Genomic DNA, 16,992 nt, shown 5'->3' with positions numbered 1-16,992 from the left:
GGGTACTGCAAGGGTACGGGCGATACGGCCCTTTTACGGAGCCGTACCGCCCGAAAAACCTCGGTCTGCGCGAAGCAGCCTCGCGTCAGACGCGGCGGCGCTTCGGCGGACGGCAGCCGTTGTGCGGGGTCGGGGTGACGTCCTGGATGGAGCCGACCTCGAGGCCCGTGGCCTGCAGGGAGCGGATCGCGGTCTCACGACCGGAACCCGGGCCCTTCACGAACACGTCGACCTTGCGCATGCCGTGCTCCTGAGCGCGGCGGGCAGCCGACTCGGCGGCCATCTGCGCGGCGAACGGCGTGGACTTCCGGGAGCCCTTGAAGCCGACGTGGCCGGCGGAGGCCCAGGAGATCACGTTGCCGGACGGGTCCGTGATCGAGACGATCGTGTTGTTGAACGTGCTCTTGATGTGCGCGTGGCCGTGAGCGACGTTCTTCTTTTCCTTGCGGCGCACCTTCTTGGCAGCGCCCTGACGACCCTTGGGGGGCATCTATAACTCCTACGGGAGGTGGTCGGTCCTACAGCGAAGACCGTGGACAGGCGTCCGCTGTGGACTACTTCTTGCCCGGCTTCTTCTTGCCGGCGATGGCGCGACGCGGGCCCTTGCGGGTACGGGCGTTCGTGCTGGTGCGCTGACCGCGGACGGGCAGGCCGCGACGGTGACGCAGGCCCTGGTAGGTACCGATCTCGACCTTGCGGCGGATGTCGGCCTGGACCTCGCGACGGAGGTCACCCTCGGTCTTGATGTTGTTGTCGACGTACTCGCGGATCGCGACGAGCTGCTCCTCGGAGAGGTCGCGAACGCGGGTGTTCGGGTCGACGCCGGTGGCGGCCAGCGTCTGCTGCGAGAGGGTCCGGCCGATGCCGAACACATAGGTGAGGGCGATCTCCACGCGCTTTTCGCGCGGGATGTCAACACCGGAAACGCGTGCCATTCAATGGCTCCAGTTACTTGACGGAGGTCTTCCACAGAACCGACTCCCAGTCGCCGTACCAGGTACGAACTGGGTCCCCGGCCTCCGACCGGGGGTGTCAGACCCGGGGGTCTGGGTCCTGCGTATGAACATATTCAGCTTGCGTCGCGCGAATCCCTGCGAGGAATGCAGAGGGATCGGTCGTGCGTCAGCCCTGGCGCTGCTTGTGGCGCGGGTTGTCGCAGATGACCATGACCCGGCCGTGACGGCGGATCACCCTGCACTTGTCGCAGATCTTCTTGACGCTCGGCTTGACCTTCATGGGTGAGGTTCTCCGGGTCAGTGCCACCACCCCGGAAGCCGGGGCGCGGGCAAGATCTACTTGTAGCGGTAGACGATCCGGCCACGCGTCAGGTCGTACGGAGACAGCTCCACCACGACCCGGTCGTCAGGGAGGATGCGGATGTAGTGCATGCGCATCTTGCCGCTGATGTGTGCCAGGACCTGGTGGCCGTTCTGGAGCTCGACCTTGAACATGGCGTTCGGAAGAGACTCGACGACAGTGCCCTCGATCTCGATGGCACCTTGCTTCTTGGCCACGCTTCGCCCTTCGAATCGACTACCTTGATCGACTCTGTGCGAGCGCATGCAGGCATGCGGGTACACAAGAGCCGACGAGTCAGTCTACGACAGGGCCCTCGGAAACACGAATCGAGGGATCCTGCCCCGGCGGGCAGCGCTTTAAGCGCCCCCGAAGGGGCACGGGGAACCGCGCGAACAACCCCCACCGACCGACAGCCGCAGACGGCGCTCAGCCCAGCGGATCCGGCGCGGCCACGATCCCCAGCTCGGCGAGCTTCGCCTTCCCCCCGTCGGGAGACGTCAGCACCAGCGGGCCCTCCTCCGTCAGCGCCACCGAGTGCTCCCAGTGGGACGACCACGTACCGTCCGTCGTGATGACGGTCCAGTCGTCCTGGAGAACCTCCGTCTTCGGCGTCCCCAGGGACACCATCGGCTCGATCGCGAGGCAGAACCCGGGCACCAGCTTCGGGCCCTTGCCGCGCCGCCGGTCGACGTAGTTCAGCAGGTGCGGGTCCATGTGCATCTCGGTGCCGATGCCGTGGCCGCCGTAGTCCTCGATGATCCCGTACTTGCCGCCGCCGGGCTTGGGCTGGCGGCGGATGTACGTCTCGATGGCCCGGGAGACGTCGACCAGGCGGTTGCCCTGCTTCATGGCCGCGATGCCGGCCCACATCGACTCCTCGGTCACCCGGGAGAGCTCGACCAGCTCCGGGGCGTGACCGGAGCCCACGAAGGCCGTGAAGGCGGCGTCGCCGTGCCAGCCGTCGATGATCGCGCCGCAGTCGATGGAGATGACGTCCCCGTCCTTGAGGACGACGTCGTCGGACGGGATGCCGTGGACGACGACCTCGTTCACCGACGTGCAGATCGTCGCCGGGAAGCCGCCGTAGCCGAGGAAGTTCGGCTTGGCGTTGTGCTCGGCGAGGACCTTGCGGGCGACCTCGTCCAGATCCTTCGTCGTGGCCCCGGGTACGGCGGCCTCACGGGTCGCCGCGTGAATGGCGGCGACGACCAGCCCTGCCTCACGCATCTTGGCGATCTGCTCGGGGCTCTTGATCTGCACCATGGGGGCTACGGCCTTTCTGGACCTTCGGCGACAACGAACGTCTTCAACGATACGGGGCCGCACGCCCGACCCCGCCCACACAGCAGCCGCGGCTCCCCGAGGGGAACCGCGGCCGTAGCTGCGTACGGACGACTACTTGTCGCCCTCGCCACGCTTCAGCGCCTCCATGGCGCGCGTCGTGACGTCCTCCACCTTGCCGAGCGCCGAGATCGTGACCACCAGGCCCTGGGCCTTGTAGTAGTCGATGATCGGCTCGGTCTGCGTGTGGTAGACCTCCAACCGCGTGCGGACCGTCTCCTCGGAGTCGTCGTCCCGCTGGTACAGCTCGCCGCCGCAGACGTCGCAGACGCCGTCCTTGGCCGGCTGCTTGTACGTCACGTGGAAGACGTGCGAGGAGTCGTTGCGGCAGATGCGGCGGCCGGCGATGCGCTTGACCACCTCGTCCTCGGGGACCTCCAGGTCCAGCACCGCGTCGAGCTGCATACTCTCGGTCTCGAGCAGCTCGTCGAGCGCCTCGGCCTGCGACACGTTGCGGGGGAAGCCGTCCAGCAGGAAACCGTTCTCGGCGTCCGGCTGCTCCATGCGGTCCTTCGCCATCGCGATCGTGACCTCGTCGGGCACCAGGTTGCCCGCGTCCATGTAGGACTTCGCCAGTTTGCCGAGTTCCGTCTGCCGGCTGATGTTGGCCCGGAACAGGTCGCCCGTGGAGATGTGCGGGATCGACAGGTTCTTGGCCAGGAACGCGGCCTGCGTTCCCTTACCGGCGCCCGGCGGCCCGACGAGGACGATACGCATCAGCGGAGGAACCCTTCGTAATTGCGCTGCTGGAGCTGGCTCTCGATCTGCTTCACCGTCTCGAGACCGACACCCACGATGATCAGGATGCTCGTCCCACCGAACGGGAAGTTCTGATTTGCCCCGAAACCAACCAACGCCATCGTCGGTACGAGAGCGATCAGACCCAGATACAGCGAACCCGGCCAGGTGATCCGGTTGAGCACGTACGACAGGTACTCAGCGGTCGGCCGGCCAGCCCGGATGCCCGGGATGAAGCCACCATACTTCTTCATGTTGTCGGCGACTTCCTCGGGGTTGAACGAGATCGCCACGTAGAAGAACGCGAAGAAAACGATCAGCAGGAAGTACGTGGCGATGTAATACGGGTGGTCGCCCTTGACGAAGTGTTGCTCGATCCAGGTCTTCCAGCCCGAGGTGCCTCCGGCGAACTGAGCGATCAGCGCCGGGATGTAGAGCAGCGACGAGGCGAAGATGACGGGGATCACACCCGCCTGGTTCACCTTCAACGGGATGTACGTGGACGTACCGCCGTACGAGCGGCGGCCGATCATGCGCTTGGCGTACTGCACCGGGACGCGGCGCTGGGCCTGCTCGACGAAGACCACCAGGCCGACCATGACAAGGCCGACCAGGATGACCGTGCCGAACTCGATCCAGCCGCCGGCCAGGGAGCCCTGCGTCTTGATGGCCCACAGGGCGGACGGGAAGGTGGCGGCGATCGAGATGAACATCAGGATCGACATGCCGTTGCCGATGCCGCGGTCGGTGATGAGCTCACCGAGCCACATCACGGCAGCCGTACCGGCGGTCATGGTGATGACCATGGTGATGGTGACGAAGATCGACTGGTCCGGGACGATCTGGCTGGCCACCGGGCAGCCCTGGAAGAGAGCGCCGCTGCGGGCGGTGGCGACGAGGCCGGTGCCCTGAAGGATGGCGAGGGCGATCGTCAGGTAACGGGTGTACTGCGTGATCTTCGCCGTACCGGCCTGGCCCTCCTTCTTCAGGGCTTCCAGACGCGGGATCACCACAGTCAGCAGCTGCAGAATGATGCTCGCCGTGATGTACGGCATGATGCCCAGCGCGAAGATCGTGATCTGCAGCAGCGCGCCACCGCTGAACATGTTGACCAGGCCGAAGATTCCCTGGTTGGCCTGGGCGTTGTCGATACAGGTCTGGACGTTCCGGTAATCGACGCCTGGGATCGGTACGTGCGTACCGACCCGGTAGACCACGATGATGCCGAGCGTGAAGAGCAGCTTCTTGCGCAGGTCGGGCGTCTTGAACGCCCGGGCGAACGCGGTGAGCACGGTGCCTCCTGCGACCCCCGCGCAACTGCGTCAAGGGTGACGGTCTTGAGGTTCGACGAATAGGTAACGGTCAACTGCCGCTCAGAGTGCCCGAAGTGAAGCACCCAGTGAAAAGTGGGCAGTGCAGGCCACCTTACCGGCGAGCTGCCGCCCTAGGAACGACCAACCGGGGATACCCCATTTGTGGGGTATCCCCGGTCGGGATCGCTCAGGTCATCGAGACGCCTGTGGGTTCAGACGAGCTCGGTGACGGAACCGCCGGCGGCGGTGATCTTCTCCTTGGCGGAGCCGGAGACGGCGTCAACCGTCACCTGCAGCGCCACGGTGATCTCGCCCTGGCCGAGGACCTTGACGAGGCTGTTCTTGCGAACGGCCCCCTTGGCCACCAGACCCTCGACGGTGACCTCGCCACCCTCGGGGTAGAGCGCGGCCAGCTTGTCGAGGTTCACGACCTGGAACTCGGTCTTGAACGGGTTCTTGAAGCCCTTCAGCTTCGGGAGGCGCATGTGGAGGGGCATCTGCCCGCCCTCGAAGCGCTCCGGAACCTGGTAACGGGCCTTCGTGCCCTTGGTACCACGACCGGCCGTCTTACCCTTCGACGCCTCACCACGACCGACACGGGTCTTGGCGGTCTTGGCGCCCGGGGCGGGACGGAGGTTGTGGATCTTGAGCGGGTTGTTCTCCGCCATGATCAGTCGACCTCCTCGACCGTCACGAGGTGGCGGACGGTGTGCACCATGCCGCGGAACTCGGGGCGGTCCTCCTTGACGACCTGCGTGTTGATGCCCTTGAGACCAAGGGAACGCAGGGTGTCACGGTGGTTCTGCTTGCTGCCGATGTAGGACTTGACCTGCGTAATCTTGAGCTGCGCCATGATTACGCACCCGCCCCGGCACGCGCACGGAGAAGAGCCGCGGGGGCGACGTCCTCGAGCGGCAGACCACGGCGGGCCGCGACCTCCTCGGGACGCTGCAGGCCCTTGAGGGCCGCCACGGTCGCGTGCACGATGTTGATCGCATTGTCGGAGCCGAGCGACTTCGACAGGATGTCGTGGATACCGGCGCACTCGAGCACGGCACGCACCGGACCACCGGCGATAACACCGGTACCCGGAGACGCGGGCTTGAGCAGCACGACGCCGGCAGCCTTCTCACCCTGGATGGGGTGCGGGATGGTGCCCTGGATGCGGGGGACCTTGAAGAAGTGCTTCTTGGCCTCCTCAACACCCTTGGCGATGGCGGCCGGCACCTCCTTGGCCTTGCCGTATCCGACACCCACGGTGCCGTCACCATCGCCTACCACGACCAGCGCGGTGAAGCTGAAGCGACGACCACCCTTCACAACCTTGGCGACGCGGTTGATCGCGACGACGCGCTCAACGTACGCGGTCTTCTCGGCGGCGGCGTTGCCACCGTCGCGACCCTTCCGGTCCCGCCGCTCGCCGCCACCGGCACCGCCACCGCGGCGCTGGGGTCCAGCCATTGGAATTACCTCTCTCTGTTTCCGCTAGCTACGGAACCGACTCAGAACTTGAGTCCGGCCTCGCGGGCGGCGTCCGCCAGGGCGGCGATGCGCCCCGCGTACTGGTTTCCACCACGGTCGAACACGACGGCCTCGACACCGGCGGCCTTGGCACGCTCGGCGACCAGGGCGCCGACCTGCTTGGCCTGCGCGGACTTGTCGCCCTCGCCACCGCGGATCGAGGTGTCCAGGGTGGACGCCGACGCCAGGGTGTGACCCTTGATGTCGTCGATCACCTGGGCCACGATGTGGCGGTTCGAGCGGGTAACGACCAGACGCGGACGCTCCGCCGTACCGTTGATGTGCTTACGGATCCGGATGTGGCGGCGCTTGATCGCGGCGCGCTTGTAGGCGTCGCCCTTAAGGATCTTCTGTCCGTATGCCATGGCTTACTTACCCGCCTTTCCGACCTTGCGGCGGATGACTTCGCCCTCGTACTTGACGCCCTTGGCCTTGTACGGGTCGGGCTTGCGCAGCTTGCGGATGTTGGCCGCAACCTCGCCGACCTTCTGCTTGTCGATGCCCTCGACCGAGAAACGGGTCGGGGACTCCACCTTGAAGGTGATGCCCGCGGGGGCCTCGACCAGGATCGGGTGGCTGTAGCCCAGGGAGAACTCCAGGTTGGAGCCCTTGGCCACGACGCGGTAACCGACACCGCTGATTTCGAGCTTCTTGACGTATCCCTGGGTCACACCGGTGATCATGTTCGCCACCAGCGTGCGGGACAGGCCGTGCAGGGCCTTGCTCTGCCGCTCGTCGTTGGGCCGGAGCACCTGAAGGGTGCCGTCCTCGGCCTTCGCGATGTCGATCGGCGCGATGACGGTGTGGGTCAGTTCGCCCTTGGGGCCCTTGACCGCGACCGTACGGCCGTCGATGGTGACGTCCACGCCGGCGGGAACCGGGATGGGGAGCTTGCCGATACGCGACATTGTGTCTCTCCTCCGTTCCCGAATTACCAGACGTAGGCGAGGACTTCCCCACCCACGCCCTTCTTCTGCGCCTGCTTGTCGGTCAGGAGACCGTGGGACGTGGAGATGATCGCCACGCCCAGGCCGCCCAGAACCTTCGGCAGGTTGGTGGACTTCGCGTACACCCGGAGACCGGGCTTGGAGATCCGCTTGATGCCCGCGATGGAGCGCTCACGGTTGGGGCCGAACTTCAGCTCCAGGACGAGGTTCTTGCCGACCTCGGCGTCCTCGACCTTCCAGCCCGTGATGAAGCCCTCCTGCTGGAGGATCTCCGCGATGTGCGACTTGATCTTCGATGCCGGCATCGTCACGGAGTCGTGGTATGCCGAGTTCGCGTTCCGCAGACGCGTAAGCATGTCTGCGATCGGATCAGTCATGGTCATGAATTGGCCTTCGGCCTCTCTCGCCGGGGTTTCCTGGTGCGCCATCCCTCTCCCCGATCCGAGACGGGACGGGTGCGGCGCGGTGGACCTACGGCGTAGTAAGTCGTAAGGGCGGCGGCAGACGCCCAACCCCACAAGCCTAAGGCATGTGAGCTGGACGTCCTGCCGCCCCAGATGCTTACCGAGAGCCCTGCGAATCCCCTATTTGGGGGATTACCAGGAGCTCTTGGTCACGCCCGGCAGCTCGCCACGGTGAGCCATCTCACGAAGGCACACGCGGCAGAGGCCGAACTTGCGGTACACGGAGTGCGGGCGGCCACAGCGCTGGCAGCGGGTGTAGCCACGCACACCGAACTTGGGCTTGCGAGCAGCCTTAGCGATCAGAGCCTTCTTCGCCATCTCGCTCACGCCTCCTTGAAGGGGAAGCCGAGGTGACGAAGGAGCGCGCGGCCCTCAGCGTCGTTGGTCGCCGTGGTCACCACGGTGATGTCCATACCCCGGGTGCGGTCGATCTTGTCCTGGTCGATCTCGTGGAACATGACCTGCTCCGTGAGACCGAAGGTGTAGTTGCCACGGCCGTCGAACTGCTTGGGGGACAGGCCGCGGAAGTCGCGGATGCGCGGCAGCGCGAGCGACAGGGTGCGGTCCAGGAACTCCCACATGCGGTCGCCACGGAGCGTGACGTGGGCACCGATCGGCTGGCCCTCACGCAGCTTGAACTGCGCGATGGACTTGCGGGCCTTGGTGACGGCCGGCTTCTGACCGGTGATCGTGGTGAGGTCGCGGATGGCGCCCTCGATCAGCTTGGAGTCGCGGGCGGCGTCGCCCACACCCATGTTGACCACGATCTTGACGAGACCGGGGATCTGCATGACGTTCTCGTACTTGAACTCGTCACGCAGCTTGCCCGTGATCTCCTCACGGTACTTCTGCTTCAGACGCGGGCTGGTGGTGGTCGTCATCAGATGTCCTCACCCGTCCGCTTGGCAACGCGGATCTTGTTGCCTTCGTCGTCGAAGCGGTAACCGACGCGGGTCACGACCTTGTTGCCGTCCTTCTCCACGACCAGCTGGACGTTGGAGACGTGGACCGGCGCCTCGGTGGTGACGATGCCGCCGGCCTGCGAACCGCGAGCCGTCGGACCGGCCTTGGTGTGCTTCTTGACCCGGTTGACACCCTCGACCAGGACACGGTCCTCGCGGGGGAAGGCCGCGATGACCTTGCCCTGCTTGCCCTTGTCCTTACCGGTGATGACCTGGACCAGGTCGCCCTTCTTGATCTTCATGCTTACAGCACCTCCGGCGCGAGCGAGATGATCTTCATGAACTTCTTCTCGCGCAGCTCCCGGCCCACCGGGCCGAAGATACGGGTGCCACGAGGGTCGCCGTCGTTCTTGAGAATGACAGCGGCGTTCTCGTCGAAGCGGATGTACGAGCCGTCCGGACGGCGGCGCTCCTTGACGGTGCGAACGATGACCGCCTTGATGACGTCACCCTTCTTCACGTTGCCGCCGGGGATCGCGTCCTTGACGGTGGCGACGATGACGTCACCGATACCCGCGTAGCGGCGACCGGAGCCACCGAGCACACGGATGCAAAGGATCTCCTTCGCACCAGTGTTGTCGGCGACACGCAGTCGCGACTCCTGCTGGATCACGTCTATCTCCTGAATGTCTGCCGGTTCCCGGGGCGGGTGCGCTCACACACCCGCCCCGAGCCTGGCGGAACGATGCCTAGGGGGTCCCCCTAGGCGGGATTACTTGGCCTTCTCGAGGATCTCGACGACGCGCCAGCGCTTCGTCGCGGACAGCGGCCGGGTCTCCATGAGGAGGACACGGTCGCCGACACCCGCGGCGTTCTGCTCGTCGTGCGCCTTGAGCTTGTTCGTACGGCGGATGACCTTGCCGTACAGCGCGTGCTTGACGCGGTCCTCGACGGCGACGACGACGGTCTTGTCCATCTTGTCGCTGACGACCAGACCCTCACGGGTCTTGCGGAAACCGCGGTCCGTCTTGGTCTCTTCAGTCACGTTGCTCTCGCTCATCAGGCGCTCTCCACCGTCTCGATGCCCAGCTCGCGCTCACGCATCAGGGTGTAGATCCGCGCGATGTCCTTGCGGACGGCCTTGAGCCGACCGTGGTTCTCGAGCTGCCCAGTCGCCGCCTGGAAGCGGAGGTTGAACAGCTCTTCCTTGGCCTCGCGGAGCTTGTTGAGGAGCTCCTCGTTGCCCAGCTCGCGCAGCTCGGACGCCTTGGTACCGGCCGACATCACGCTTCACCTGCCTCGCGCTTGACGATCTTGCACTTCATCGGCAGCTTGTGGGCCGCACGGGTCAGGGCCTCGCGCGCGATCTTCTCGTTGGGGTACGACAGCTCGAACATCACACGTCCGGGCTTGACGTTGGCGATCCACCACTCAGGAGAACCCTTACCGGAACCCATGCGGGTCTCGGCGGGCTTCTTGGTGAGGGGGCGGTCCGGGTAGATGTTGATCCAGACCTTGCCGCCACGCTTGATGTGGCGGGTCATGGCGATACGAGCGGCCTCGATCTGACGGTTCGTCACATACGCCGGGGTCAGCGCCTGGATGCCGTACTCGCCGAACGCGACCTCAGTGCCACCCTTGGCCATACCGCTGCGCTTGGGGTGGTGCTGCTTGCGGTGCTTGACCCTACGGGGGATCAGCATTTCGGTCAGGCCTCCGTTCCGGTGCTCTCAGCCGGAGCGGCGGCGGGAGCGTCGGCCTTGGGGGCCTCGGCAGCCGGAGCCTGCTGCGGCTTACGACCGCGCCCGCCACGCTCGCCACCACGGCCACCACGGGCCGGGCGGTCAGCGCCACCACGGGCCGGGCGGTTACCCGCGCGGGCGGCGGCGTTCTCGGCGCGGACCTCGGCGATGTTCTTGACGTCGCCCTTGTAGATCCAGACCTTCACACCGATGCGGCCGAAGGTCGTCTTGGCCTCGAAGAAGCCGTAGTCCACGTTCGCGCGGAGCGTGTGCAGGGGCACACGGCCCTCGCGGTAGAACTCCGAGCGGGACATCTCGGCACCACCGAGGCGGCCACCGCACTGGATCTTGATGCCCTTGGCGCCGGCCTTCATCGTGCCCTGCATGCTCTTACGCATGGCGCGACGGAAGGAGACGCGGGAGGAGAGCTGCTCGGCGACGGCCTGAGCAACCAGCTGAGCGTCCGTCTCGGGGCTCTTGACCTCGAGGATGTTCAGCTGGACCTGCTTGCCCGTGAGCTTCTCGAGGTCACCGCGGATGCGGTCGGCCTCGGCGCCGCGGCGGCCGATGACGATGCCCGGACGAGCGGTGTGGATGTCCACACGCACGCGGTCACGGGTGCGCTCGATCTCGACCTTGGAGATGCCGGCGCGCTCCATGCCGGACGTCATCATCCGACGGATGGCGACGTCTTCCTTGACGTAGTCCTTGTACAGCTTGTCGGCGTACCAACGCGACTTGAAGTCGGTCGTGACACCGAGCCGGAACCCGTGCGGGTTTACCTTCTGGCCCATTACCGGGTTCCTTCCTTGCTGCTGACGACCACGGTGATGTGGCTGGTCCGCTTGCGGATCCGGTAGGCACGGCCCTGGGCGCGCGGACGGAACCGCTTCAGGGTCGGGCCCTCGTCGACGTAGGCCTCGGAGATGAAGAGGCTGTCGACATCGGTGTGGTCGTAGTTGTGCGCGGCGTTGGCGATGGCGCTGTCCAGCACCTTGCCGACCGGCTGACTCGCGGCCTGCGGGGCGAAACGCAGGACCGCCTGAGCCTCCGTGGCGTCCATGCCACGGATGAGGTCCACCACTCGGCGGGCCTTCATGGGCGTGACGCGGATGTACCGCGCCTGGGCCCTGGCTTCCATGGTTGTCCTTCCAGTGTCTGTCATGGTCATTCCACCCCGCGTTAGCGGCGCTTCGACTTCCGGTCGTCCTTGACGTGACCCCGGAAGGTGCGCGTCGGCGAGAACTCGCCGAGCTTGTGGCCGACCATCGACTCGGTGACGAACACCGGAATGTGGGTCTTGCCGTTGTGCACCGCGAGCGTGTGGCCGAGCATGGCCGGCACGATCATCGAGCGACGGGACCAGGTCTTGATGACGTTCTTGGTGCCGGCTTCGTTCTGGGCGTCCACCTTCTTGATCAGGTGGTCGTCGACGAAGGGCCCCTTCTTCAAGCTACGAGGCATCTCAACCCGTCCTTAGCGCTTCTTGTTCGTCTTGCGGCGGCGGACGATGTACTTGTTCGACGCCTTCTTGGGCGAACGAGTACGGCCTTCCTTCTTGCCCCACGGGGACACCGGGTGGCGACCACCCGAGGTACGGCCTTCGCCACCACCGTGCGGGTGGTCCACCGGGTTCATGACCACACCACGCACGGTCGGGCGGACGCCCAGCCAGCGCTTACGGCCCGCCTTACCCCAGTTGATGTTGCTCTGCTCGGCGTTGCCCACCTCGCCGACCGTGGCGCGGCAGCGCTGGTCGACCAGGCGGATCTCACCGGACGGCATGCGCAGGTGGGCCATGGAGCCCTCCTTCGCGAGCAGCTGCACCGAGGCGCCGGCGGAGCGGGCGAACTTCGCGCCGCCGCCCGGACGCAGCTCGATGGCGTGCAGCGTGGTACCGACCGGGATGTTGCGCAGGGCAAGGTTGTTGCCCGGCTTGATGTCGGCCCCGGGACCGTTCTCGACGCGGTCGCCCTGGCTCAGGCCACGCGGCGCGAGGATGTAGCGCTTCTCGCCGTCCGCGTAGTGCAGGAGCGCGATGCGCGCGGTGCGGTTGGGGTCGTACTCGATGTGCGCGACCTTCGCCGGCACGCCGTCCTTGTCGTGACGACGGAAGTCGATCACGCGGTAGGCGCGCTTGTGGCCACCACCCTGGTGGCGGACGGTCACACGACCGGAGTTGTTACGGCCACCCTTGCTGTGCAGGGGGCGGACCAACGACTTCTCCGGCGTGGACCGCGTGACCTCGACGAAGTCGGCGACGCTGGAGCCACGACGGCCCGGCGTAGTCGGCTTGTACTTGCGGATTCCCATTTCTCAGTCCTCGTCCGATATCGGACGATCCGACCCGCTTACGCGGTCGGACCGCCGAAGATGTCGATACGGTCGCCCTCAGCGAGGGTCACGATCGCGCGCTTGGTGGACGCGCGCTGGCCGAAGCCGGTGCGGGTCCGCTTGCGCTTGCCCTGGCGGTTGATCGTGTTGACCCCGGTGACCTTGACCGAGAAGACCGACTGAACGGCCTGCTTGATCTGGGTCTTGTTGGCGCTCGGGGCGACGATGAACGTGTACTTGCCCTCGTCGAGGAGCGCGTAGCTCTTCTCGGAGACGACCGGCTTGAGCAGCACGTCACGGGGGTCCGTGAAGGACTTGCTCAGCGGGGTCTCGACGGTGTTCTTGCCCTCGGCGGCGTGGCGGCGCGCCTTGGCGACGCGCGCGGCCTTGGCCTTCTTCGCCGCCTTGGAGGCGATTGCGGGGTGACGGATGGCCATCAGACCTCGCTCCCTTCGGTGTCATTGGCCTTCGGGCCGGACACGAAGGACTCGAAGGCGGCCTTGGTGAAGACCACGTCGTCCGAGACGAGAACGTCGTACGTGTTCAGCTGGCCCGGCTCCAGGATGTGGACCTGGGGCAGGTTGCGGGCGGACAGCCACGCGGCCTCGTCGGCACGGTCGATGACGAGCAGCAGGTTCTTGCGCTCGCTGATCTTGCCGAAGAGGGTCTTCGCGGCCTTCGTCGAGGGGCTCTCGCCCTCGATGACGCCGGAGACGACGTGGATGCGGTTGTTGCGGGCCCGGTCGGTGAGGGCGTGGCGCAGGGCCGCGGCCTTCATCTTCTTCGGGGTCCGCTGCGAGTAGTCACGCGGCGTGGGGCCGTGGACGACGCCACCGCCGGCGAACTGCGGCGCACGGGTCGAACCCTGACGGGCGCGGCCGGTGCCCTTCTGGCGGTACGGCTTCTTACCGCCACCGCGGACCTCGCCACGACGCTTGACCTTGTGCGTGCCCTGACGGGCGGCGGCCAGCTGTGCGACGACGACCTGGTGAAGCAGCGGGATGCTGATCTTCTCTACGTCGAAGATCTCGGCCGGGAGCTCAACGGTCCCGGCGTTGTCGCCGGAGGGCGACAGAATGTCAATGGTGCTCATAGTCCTCAGGCCCCCTTGGCCGCGGTGCGGACCAGGACGAGGCCGCCGTTCGGACCAGGTACCGCGCCCTTGATGAGGAGCAGGCCCTTCTCCGCGTCAACGGCGTGAACGGTCAGGTTCTGGGTGGTGACCCGCTCGTTGCCCATGCGACCCGCCATGCGGAGGCCCTTGAACACACGGCCCGGGGTGGCACAGCCACCGATGGAGCCGGGAGAGCGGTGCTTGCGCTGGGTGCCGTGTCCGGCGCCGAGGCCCTTGAAGTTGTGACGCTTCATGACACCGGCGAAACCCTTGCCCTTGCTCTTGCCGGTCACGTCGACCTTGATGCCGGCCTCGAACACCTCAGCGGTGATCTCCTGGCCGAGGGTGTACTCGCTGGCGTCAGCGGTACGGATCTCGACGAGGTGGCGGCGGGGAGTGACGTCGGCCTTGGCGAAGTGGCCCTTGAGGGGCTTGTTCACCTTGCGCGGGTCGATCTCGCCGAACGCGATCTGGACGGACTCGTATCCGTCGGTGTCGTTCGTACGGACCTGGGTGACGACATTGGGGCCGGCCTTGACGACGGTGACCGGAACAACACGGTTGTTCGCGTCCCACACCTGCGTCATGCCGAGCTTCTCGCCCAGGATGCCCTTGATCTGCTTAGCCATTCTCAGATCACCGGCCTTCAGAGCTTGATCTCGATGTCGACACCGGCCGGGAGGTCGAGTCGCATCAGAGAGTCAACGGTCTTGGGGGTCGGGTCGAGGATGTCGATCAGGCGCTTGTGCGTGCGCATCTCGAAGTGCTCGCGCGAGTCCTTGTACTTGTGCGGCGACTTGATGACGCAGTACACGTTCTTCTCAGTGGGCAGCGGCACCGGGCCCGCGACCGACGCACCAGTACGCGTCACCGTCTCGACGATCTTCTTCGCCGAGGAGTCGATGACCTCGTGGTCGTAGGCCTTGAGCCGGATGCGGATCTTCTGTCCCGCCATGGCTACTCAGTAGTCCTGTCTCTCGTAACGCTCTGGAACCCGGTGTTCACTTCGTTCTCTCCGACCCACGCGGTCGGGCGTGTCGCACTCTCGCTGACATGGATGTCCCTTGTCCGAACATCCCTGCGGGATTGCACACGGCCCTTCCGGAACCGCAGGCCAGGGGCGGCTGCATCAATTCACTGACACGCGCCCACCGGGTGCCTGGCCGGTGCCGCACTAACGCTTCCCGAAAGATTCCCGTACGTCCGCCCCAGCGCTACCGTGGTGGCAGTTAGGGCGACGAGTACTGTGGGACTCGCTTCCGGTCCTCCCGGCGGGAGGCGCGCAGCATCAACACTCGACCGAGCAACTCGGACAGTCTGCCATATGGGGCAGGCCCGACGCCAATCGAGCCGAGGAGAATACCCCGAGGGTGACGCAGGTCAAACACAAGCCCGGACGGGCCAGGGCCCGTCCTCCTCGACCAGCCGCTCCAGCCCTGCGTCGTAGGCCCGCTGTCCGGCCTTCCCTCAGTCGGGTGTGTCGGAGGCCGGCCGCCCGTGGCGCGAGCTGCGGAGGCCGCGTCAGGGGCTTGGCTGCACCTGGCCGTCGAACAGGTTGAATCCCCGCAAGGTCGGCTCTCGCGGTGGCCGCCCGCCGACGTTCGACAAGACCGACTACCGCGAGCGCCACGCAGTCGAACGCGGCATCAATCACCTCACCAGGCATCGGGCAGTGGCCACCCGGTACGACGAGCTCGCCGTCCGCTACGAAGCGACCGTTCCGGTCTCGGCGATCAACGAGTGGCTGTGACCAGGTGTCATCCGAACCCGGCCAGGGCGGCGCCTGAGCGTCAGGAATTCATGGTGGCCCGGTCGGACTCGCTGCGCAGAACACAGAATTCGTTGCCTTCGGGATCAGCAAGAATTGCCCAGCCTGAACCGTCGGGATTCCGGTGATCGGCGACAACGGCGGCACCGAGGCCCACCAGCCGTTCCACCTCCTGATCGCGCGAGGTCTCAGGGCGCAGACACAAATGGATCCGGTTCTTGATCGTCTTGGCCTCGGGTACCTGGTTGGAGTGCAGCACTGGGCCCTCCGCCGGCAGCACCTGAGTCTCCCGGTCACCGGGCCTGTCCTCCGGATGCAGCGGACGGCCGGTCACACTGTTCCAGAACCGAGCCAGCTCGTAGGCATTCGCACAGTCAATCGCGACGTTCTGCAATACCGAGACCATGGGCGCGAGCCCTCCTGATCTCCACGCCGGACGCCACCGAGTTGCGCTCATGCTTCGCGCACCAAGATCAGGGCAGCGTGCGGGCTGTCATACGTCTCCTACGTCCAGTACGCGCCCCGTACGTCGCCGTTGGTCCTGGCAACCGCCTCCGCGCGGGAGACGCACCCCCCGGCGGCATGCCCGTGTCCGGGGGCTGCCCCCACTCCGGCCCACCAGCTCACCGGATGGTCCCCCGCCACTCCCCCAGGCACCGTTGGGGCACGCACACGACCGACCACATGACCGGGGGATCCACCATGCGCACCGCCACCGCCCTCACCCTGGCCCTCGCCGCAGCAGCCACAGCGCCCGCCACGGCCGCCTCCACCCCCGGCAAGCCCCCTACCGACGGCCTGTGGCGCATGGACGGCTACGGCACCGTCCTCTCCCTCGACGGCGACACCCTGCAGGAGTTCCAGACGACGTCCGTCAGCTGCCTCAAGGGCGACACGGCCCGCCGGACCGCCCCGGCACGTACGCGACCACCGACGGCACCACACTGGCCGTCCGCCCCGGCCCCGGCCGGAACCGCGCCACCCTCGGCGCCGACGCCTCGGTCGGACACCGCTCACTACGCCGGATCCAGGAACTGCCGGCCGACTGCACCCGCCCCACCCCGGAAGACCCCCGCACCGCCTTCGACGTCTTCTGGCACTCCTTCGCCGAGAACGACCCCTTCTTCGCCCGGGTCGTACCGGCGGACGGGCCCCGCTACACCGGGCCCATCGCCGTACTGACCGGGGGCACGACCGTCAGCGCGGGTGAGACCTTCACGCAGGCCCTGATCGACCGGCCGGGCGGCACCGTCCGCATAGGCCAGGCCACGCAGGGCGTCTTCTCGGACGTCATGGTGCGCAGCCTGCCGGGCGGCATGACGGCGTTCCTCCCGAACGAGGAGTTCCTGAACCGCTCGGGCCGGACCTACGACGGCTCCGGCATCCCGCCCCACCTGACCGAGCCGGTGTTCACCCAGGAGGAGTTCGAGAAGAAGAGGGACTCGGCGTTCGACCGGGCTGTCGGTGTTCTGCGGGGTGGGACCAACGCCGGGCGTTGACGTCGGCACA

Annotated in this window: 30 protein-coding genes and 1 pseudogene; 2 read left to right on the top strand and 29 right to left on the bottom strand. The window is 66.4% G+C overall.

Annotated elements, in window-relative coordinates:
* Positions 1-85: 85 nt before the first annotated feature.
* The 28 genes from rpsK to rpsJ all read right to left on the bottom strand — a co-directional run bounded on the left by rpsK (position 86) and on the right by rpsJ (position 14,670).
* On the bottom strand, positions 86-490 hold the full coding sequence (gene rpsK, locus CEB94_RS24450) for a 30S ribosomal protein S11 (protein WP_003956432.1): 405 nt from the start codon (positions 488-490) through the stop codon (positions 86-88).
* A gap of 64 nt (positions 491-554) precedes the next feature.
* Positions 555-935, bottom strand: coding sequence for a 30S ribosomal protein S13 (rpsM, locus tag CEB94_RS24445; protein WP_003974244.1), 381 nt, complete (start codon positions 933-935; stop codon positions 555-557).
* A gap of 187 nt (positions 936-1,122) precedes the next feature.
* Positions 1,123-1,236: a 50S ribosomal protein L36 gene (gene rpmJ, locus CEB94_RS24440; RefSeq protein WP_003974245.1), complete on the bottom strand. Its 114-nt coding sequence runs from the start codon at positions 1,234-1,236 to the stop codon at positions 1,123-1,125.
* A 56-nt stretch (positions 1,237-1,292) separates the two neighbouring features.
* Positions 1,293-1,514, bottom strand: coding sequence for a translation initiation factor IF-1 (gene infA / locus CEB94_RS24435; protein WP_003948620.1), 222 nt, complete (start codon positions 1,512-1,514; stop codon positions 1,293-1,295).
* A 211-nt stretch (positions 1,515-1,725) separates the two neighbouring features.
* Complete coding sequence (gene map, locus CEB94_RS24430; RefSeq protein ID WP_175434230.1) at positions 1,726-2,562, bottom strand: type I methionyl aminopeptidase; 837 nt, start codon at positions 2,560-2,562, stop codon at positions 1,726-1,728.
* Positions 2,563-2,694: 132 nt separating this feature from the next.
* On the bottom strand, positions 2,695-3,357 hold the full coding sequence (locus CEB94_RS24425) for an adenylate kinase (protein WP_175434229.1): 663 nt from the start codon (positions 3,355-3,357) through the stop codon (positions 2,695-2,697).
* Positions 3,357-4,670, bottom strand: coding sequence for a preprotein translocase subunit SecY (gene secY, locus CEB94_RS24420; protein WP_175434228.1), 1,314 nt, complete (start codon positions 4,668-4,670; stop codon positions 3,357-3,359). The genes CEB94_RS24425 and secY overlap by 1 nt, the downstream gene beginning before the upstream one ends.
* A gap of 233 nt (positions 4,671-4,903) precedes the next feature.
* On the bottom strand, positions 4,904-5,359 hold the full coding sequence (rplO, locus tag CEB94_RS24415) for a 50S ribosomal protein L15 (RefSeq protein ID WP_175434227.1): 456 nt from the start codon (positions 5,357-5,359) through the stop codon (positions 4,904-4,906).
* A gap of 2 nt (positions 5,360-5,361) precedes the next feature.
* Positions 5,362-5,544 carry a 50S ribosomal protein L30 gene (rpmD, locus tag CEB94_RS24410; protein WP_003974250.1) on the bottom strand — a complete coding sequence of 61 codons (183 nt, stop codon included), beginning with the start codon at positions 5,542-5,544 and terminating at the stop codon, positions 5,362-5,364.
* 2 nt (positions 5,545-5,546) lie between these two features.
* Positions 5,547-6,152 carry a 30S ribosomal protein S5 gene (gene rpsE / locus CEB94_RS24405; protein ID WP_175434226.1) on the bottom strand — a complete coding sequence of 202 codons (606 nt, stop codon included), beginning with the start codon at positions 6,150-6,152 and terminating at the stop codon, positions 5,547-5,549.
* 41 nt (positions 6,153-6,193) lie between these two features.
* Positions 6,194-6,577 carry a 50S ribosomal protein L18 gene (rplR, locus tag CEB94_RS24400; RefSeq protein WP_007494754.1) on the bottom strand — a complete coding sequence of 128 codons (384 nt, stop codon included), beginning with the start codon at positions 6,575-6,577 and terminating at the stop codon, positions 6,194-6,196.
* Positions 6,578-6,580: 3 nt separating this feature from the next.
* Complete coding sequence (gene rplF / locus CEB94_RS24395; RefSeq protein WP_033308964.1) at positions 6,581-7,120, bottom strand: 50S ribosomal protein L6; 540 nt, start codon at positions 7,118-7,120, stop codon at positions 6,581-6,583.
* 23 nt (positions 7,121-7,143) lie between these two features.
* Positions 7,144-7,542, bottom strand: coding sequence for a 30S ribosomal protein S8 (gene rpsH / locus CEB94_RS24390; RefSeq protein ID WP_030839654.1), 399 nt, complete (start codon positions 7,540-7,542; stop codon positions 7,144-7,146).
* 213 nt (positions 7,543-7,755) lie between these two features.
* A complete protein-coding gene (locus CEB94_RS24385; protein WP_003948630.1) occupies positions 7,756-7,941 on the bottom strand; it encodes a type Z 30S ribosomal protein S14 in 186 nt (61 codons plus the stop codon).
* A 5-nt stretch (positions 7,942-7,946) separates the two neighbouring features.
* The gene (gene rplE, locus CEB94_RS24380) at positions 7,947-8,504 is read right to left on the bottom strand and encodes a 50S ribosomal protein L5 (protein ID WP_030839657.1); all 558 of its coding nucleotides are present in this window, start codon (positions 8,502-8,504) and stop codon (positions 7,947-7,949) included.
* Positions 8,504-8,827 (bottom strand): 50S ribosomal protein L24, encoded by a 324-nt coding sequence (gene rplX / locus CEB94_RS24375; RefSeq protein ID WP_052839850.1) that lies wholly within the window; start codon positions 8,825-8,827, stop codon positions 8,504-8,506. The genes rplE and rplX overlap by 1 nt, the downstream gene beginning before the upstream one ends.
* Positions 8,828-8,829: 2 nt before the next feature.
* On the bottom strand, positions 8,830-9,198 hold the full coding sequence (gene rplN / locus CEB94_RS24370) for a 50S ribosomal protein L14 (RefSeq protein ID WP_003992364.1): 369 nt from the start codon (positions 9,196-9,198) through the stop codon (positions 8,830-8,832).
* Positions 9,199-9,297: 99 nt separating this feature from the next.
* Complete coding sequence (gene rpsQ / locus CEB94_RS24365; RefSeq protein ID WP_010036717.1) at positions 9,298-9,585, bottom strand: 30S ribosomal protein S17; 288 nt, start codon at positions 9,583-9,585, stop codon at positions 9,298-9,300.
* On the bottom strand, positions 9,585-9,809 hold the full coding sequence (gene rpmC / locus CEB94_RS24360) for a 50S ribosomal protein L29 (protein ID WP_010036720.1): 225 nt from the start codon (positions 9,807-9,809) through the stop codon (positions 9,585-9,587). Before rpmC ends, rpsQ begins: the two co-directional genes overlap by 1 nt.
* Positions 9,809-10,228, bottom strand: coding sequence for a 50S ribosomal protein L16 (rplP, locus tag CEB94_RS24355; RefSeq protein WP_030839663.1), 420 nt, complete (start codon positions 10,226-10,228; stop codon positions 9,809-9,811). Before rplP ends, rpmC begins: the two co-directional genes overlap by 1 nt.
* Before the next feature lie 5 nt (positions 10,229-10,233).
* Positions 10,234-11,061 carry a 30S ribosomal protein S3 gene (gene rpsC, locus CEB94_RS24350; protein WP_030860973.1) on the bottom strand — a complete coding sequence of 276 codons (828 nt, stop codon included), beginning with the start codon at positions 11,059-11,061 and terminating at the stop codon, positions 10,234-10,236.
* A complete protein-coding gene (gene rplV / locus CEB94_RS24345) occupies positions 11,061-11,408 on the bottom strand; it encodes a 50S ribosomal protein L22 (RefSeq protein WP_175434225.1) in 348 nt (115 codons plus the stop codon). The genes rpsC and rplV overlap by 1 nt, the downstream gene beginning before the upstream one ends.
* Positions 11,409-11,449: 41 nt before the next feature.
* A complete protein-coding gene (rpsS, locus tag CEB94_RS24340) occupies positions 11,450-11,731 on the bottom strand; it encodes a 30S ribosomal protein S19 (protein ID WP_003992359.1) in 282 nt (93 codons plus the stop codon).
* 12 nt (positions 11,732-11,743) lie between these two features.
* Positions 11,744-12,580 (bottom strand): 50S ribosomal protein L2, encoded by an 837-nt coding sequence (rplB, locus tag CEB94_RS24335; RefSeq protein ID WP_031141294.1) that lies wholly within the window; start codon positions 12,578-12,580, stop codon positions 11,744-11,746.
* Positions 12,581-12,618: 38 nt separating this feature from the next.
* Positions 12,619-13,038 (bottom strand): 50S ribosomal protein L23, encoded by a 420-nt coding sequence (rplW, locus tag CEB94_RS24330; RefSeq protein WP_031141292.1) that lies wholly within the window; start codon positions 13,036-13,038, stop codon positions 12,619-12,621.
* Complete coding sequence (rplD, locus tag CEB94_RS24325; protein WP_175434224.1) at positions 13,038-13,694, bottom strand: 50S ribosomal protein L4; 657 nt, start codon at positions 13,692-13,694, stop codon at positions 13,038-13,040. Before rplD ends, rplW begins: the two co-directional genes overlap by 1 nt.
* Positions 13,695-13,699: 5 nt before the next feature.
* On the bottom strand, positions 13,700-14,344 hold the full coding sequence (gene rplC / locus CEB94_RS24320) for a 50S ribosomal protein L3 (protein ID WP_102909540.1): 645 nt from the start codon (positions 14,342-14,344) through the stop codon (positions 13,700-13,702).
* Positions 14,345-14,361: 17 nt separating this feature from the next.
* Positions 14,362-14,670 (bottom strand): 30S ribosomal protein S10, encoded by a 309-nt coding sequence (gene rpsJ / locus CEB94_RS24315; protein ID WP_003948644.1) that lies wholly within the window; start codon positions 14,668-14,670, stop codon positions 14,362-14,364.
* 600 nt (positions 14,671-15,270) lie between these two features.
* On the opposite strand from rpsJ, the gene CEB94_RS24310 reads away from it, so the two are divergent.
* Positions 15,271-15,465, top strand: coding sequence for a hypothetical protein (locus CEB94_RS24310; protein ID WP_246111903.1), 195 nt, complete (start codon positions 15,271-15,273; stop codon positions 15,463-15,465).
* 40 nt (positions 15,466-15,505) lie between these two features.
* Here the strand turns inward: CEB94_RS24310 and CEB94_RS24305 are convergent, their stop codons facing one another.
* Positions 15,506-15,889 carry a VOC family protein gene (locus CEB94_RS24305; RefSeq protein ID WP_175434223.1) on the bottom strand — a complete coding sequence of 128 codons (384 nt, stop codon included), beginning with the start codon at positions 15,887-15,889 and terminating at the stop codon, positions 15,506-15,508.
* Between the two features lie 296 nt (positions 15,890-16,185).
* Between CEB94_RS24305 and CEB94_RS24300 the strand changes: the two are divergent.
* Positions 16,186-16,982, top strand: a pseudogene (locus CEB94_RS24300) (S41 family peptidase).
* Positions 16,983-16,992: the final 10 nt, after the last annotated feature.

It is taken from the genome of Streptomyces hawaiiensis (genome assembly GCF_004803895.1).
Lineage (GTDB): Bacteria > Actinomycetota > Actinomycetes > Streptomycetales > Streptomycetaceae > Streptomyces > Streptomyces hawaiiensis.
The sequence above is the reverse complement of the archived record's forward strand: the minus strand, read 5'-3'. Positions and strand labels throughout refer to the sequence as shown.

Coding starts and splice junctions, on each gene's coding strand:
- rplO (WP_175434227.1), bottom strand. CDS start 5,359: ATGGCGGAGAACAACCCGCTCAAGATCCACAACCTCCGTCCCGCCCCG.
- rplR (WP_007494754.1), bottom strand. CDS start 6,577: ATGGCATACGGACAGAAGATCCTTAAGGGCGACGCCTACAAGCGCGCC.
- rplP (WP_030839663.1), bottom strand. CDS start 10,228: ATGCTGATCCCCCGTAGGGTCAAGCACCGCAAGCAGCACCACCCCAAG.
- rpmD (WP_003974250.1), bottom strand. CDS start 5,544: ATGGCGCAGCTCAAGATTACGCAGGTCAAGTCCTACATCGGCAGCAAG.
- rpsE (WP_175434226.1), bottom strand. CDS start 6,152: ATGGCTGGACCCCAGCGCCGCGGTGGCGGTGCCGGTGGCGGCGAGCGG.
- rpsS (WP_003992359.1), bottom strand. CDS start 11,731: ATGCCTCGTAGCTTGAAGAAGGGGCCCTTCGTCGACGACCACCTGATC.
- rpsC (WP_030860973.1), bottom strand. CDS start 11,061: ATGGGCCAGAAGGTAAACCCGCACGGGTTCCGGCTCGGTGTCACGACC.
- rplF (WP_033308964.1), bottom strand. CDS start 7,120: ATGTCGCGTATCGGCAAGCTCCCCATCCCGGTTCCCGCCGGCGTGGAC.
- rpsK (WP_003956432.1), bottom strand. CDS start 490: ATGCCCCCCAAGGGTCGTCAGGGCGCTGCCAAGAAGGTGCGCCGCAAG.
- CEB94_RS24385 (WP_003948630.1), bottom strand. CDS start 7,941: ATGGCGAAGAAGGCTCTGATCGCTAAGGCTGCTCGCAAGCCCAAGTTC.
- rpsJ (WP_003948644.1), bottom strand. CDS start 14,670: ATGGCGGGACAGAAGATCCGCATCCGGCTCAAGGCCTACGACCACGAG.
- rplB (WP_031141294.1), bottom strand. CDS start 12,580: ATGGGAATCCGCAAGTACAAGCCGACTACGCCGGGCCGTCGTGGCTCC.
- rplC (WP_102909540.1), bottom strand. CDS start 14,344: ATGGCTAAGCAGATCAAGGGCATCCTGGGCGAGAAGCTCGGCATGACG.
- rplX (WP_052839850.1), bottom strand. CDS start 8,827: ATGAAGATCAAGAAGGGCGACCTGGTCCAGGTCATCACCGGTAAGGAC.
- map (WP_175434230.1), bottom strand. CDS start 2,562: ATGGTGCAGATCAAGAGCCCCGAGCAGATCGCCAAGATGCGTGAGGCA.
- CEB94_RS24305 (WP_175434223.1), bottom strand. CDS start 15,889: ATGGTCTCGGTATTGCAGAACGTCGCGATTGACTGTGCGAATGCCTAC.
- rpsH (WP_030839654.1), bottom strand. CDS start 7,542: ATGACCATGACTGATCCGATCGCAGACATGCTTACGCGTCTGCGGAAC.
- rplW (WP_031141292.1), bottom strand. CDS start 13,038: ATGGCCATCCGTCACCCCGCAATCGCCTCCAAGGCGGCGAAGAAGGCC.
- rplE (WP_030839657.1), bottom strand. CDS start 8,504: ATGACGACCACCACCAGCCCGCGTCTGAAGCAGAAGTACCGTGAGGAG.
- rpsQ (WP_010036717.1), bottom strand. CDS start 9,585: ATGAGCGAGAGCAACGTGACTGAAGAGACCAAGACGGACCGCGGTTTC.
- rplV (WP_175434225.1), bottom strand. CDS start 11,408: ATGGAAGCCAGGGCCCAGGCGCGGTACATCCGCGTCACGCCCATGAAG.
- CEB94_RS24425 (WP_175434229.1), bottom strand. CDS start 3,357: ATGCGTATCGTCCTCGTCGGGCCGCCGGGCGCCGGTAAGGGAACGCAG.
- rpmC (WP_010036720.1), bottom strand. CDS start 9,809: ATGTCGGCCGGTACCAAGGCGTCCGAGCTGCGCGAGCTGGGCAACGAG.
- rplD (WP_175434224.1), bottom strand. CDS start 13,694: ATGAGCACCATTGACATTCTGTCGCCCTCCGGCGACAACGCCGGGACC.
- rpmJ (WP_003974245.1), bottom strand. CDS start 1,236: ATGAAGGTCAAGCCGAGCGTCAAGAAGATCTGCGACAAGTGCAGGGTG.
- rpsM (WP_003974244.1), bottom strand. CDS start 935: ATGGCACGCGTTTCCGGTGTTGACATCCCGCGCGAAAAGCGCGTGGAG.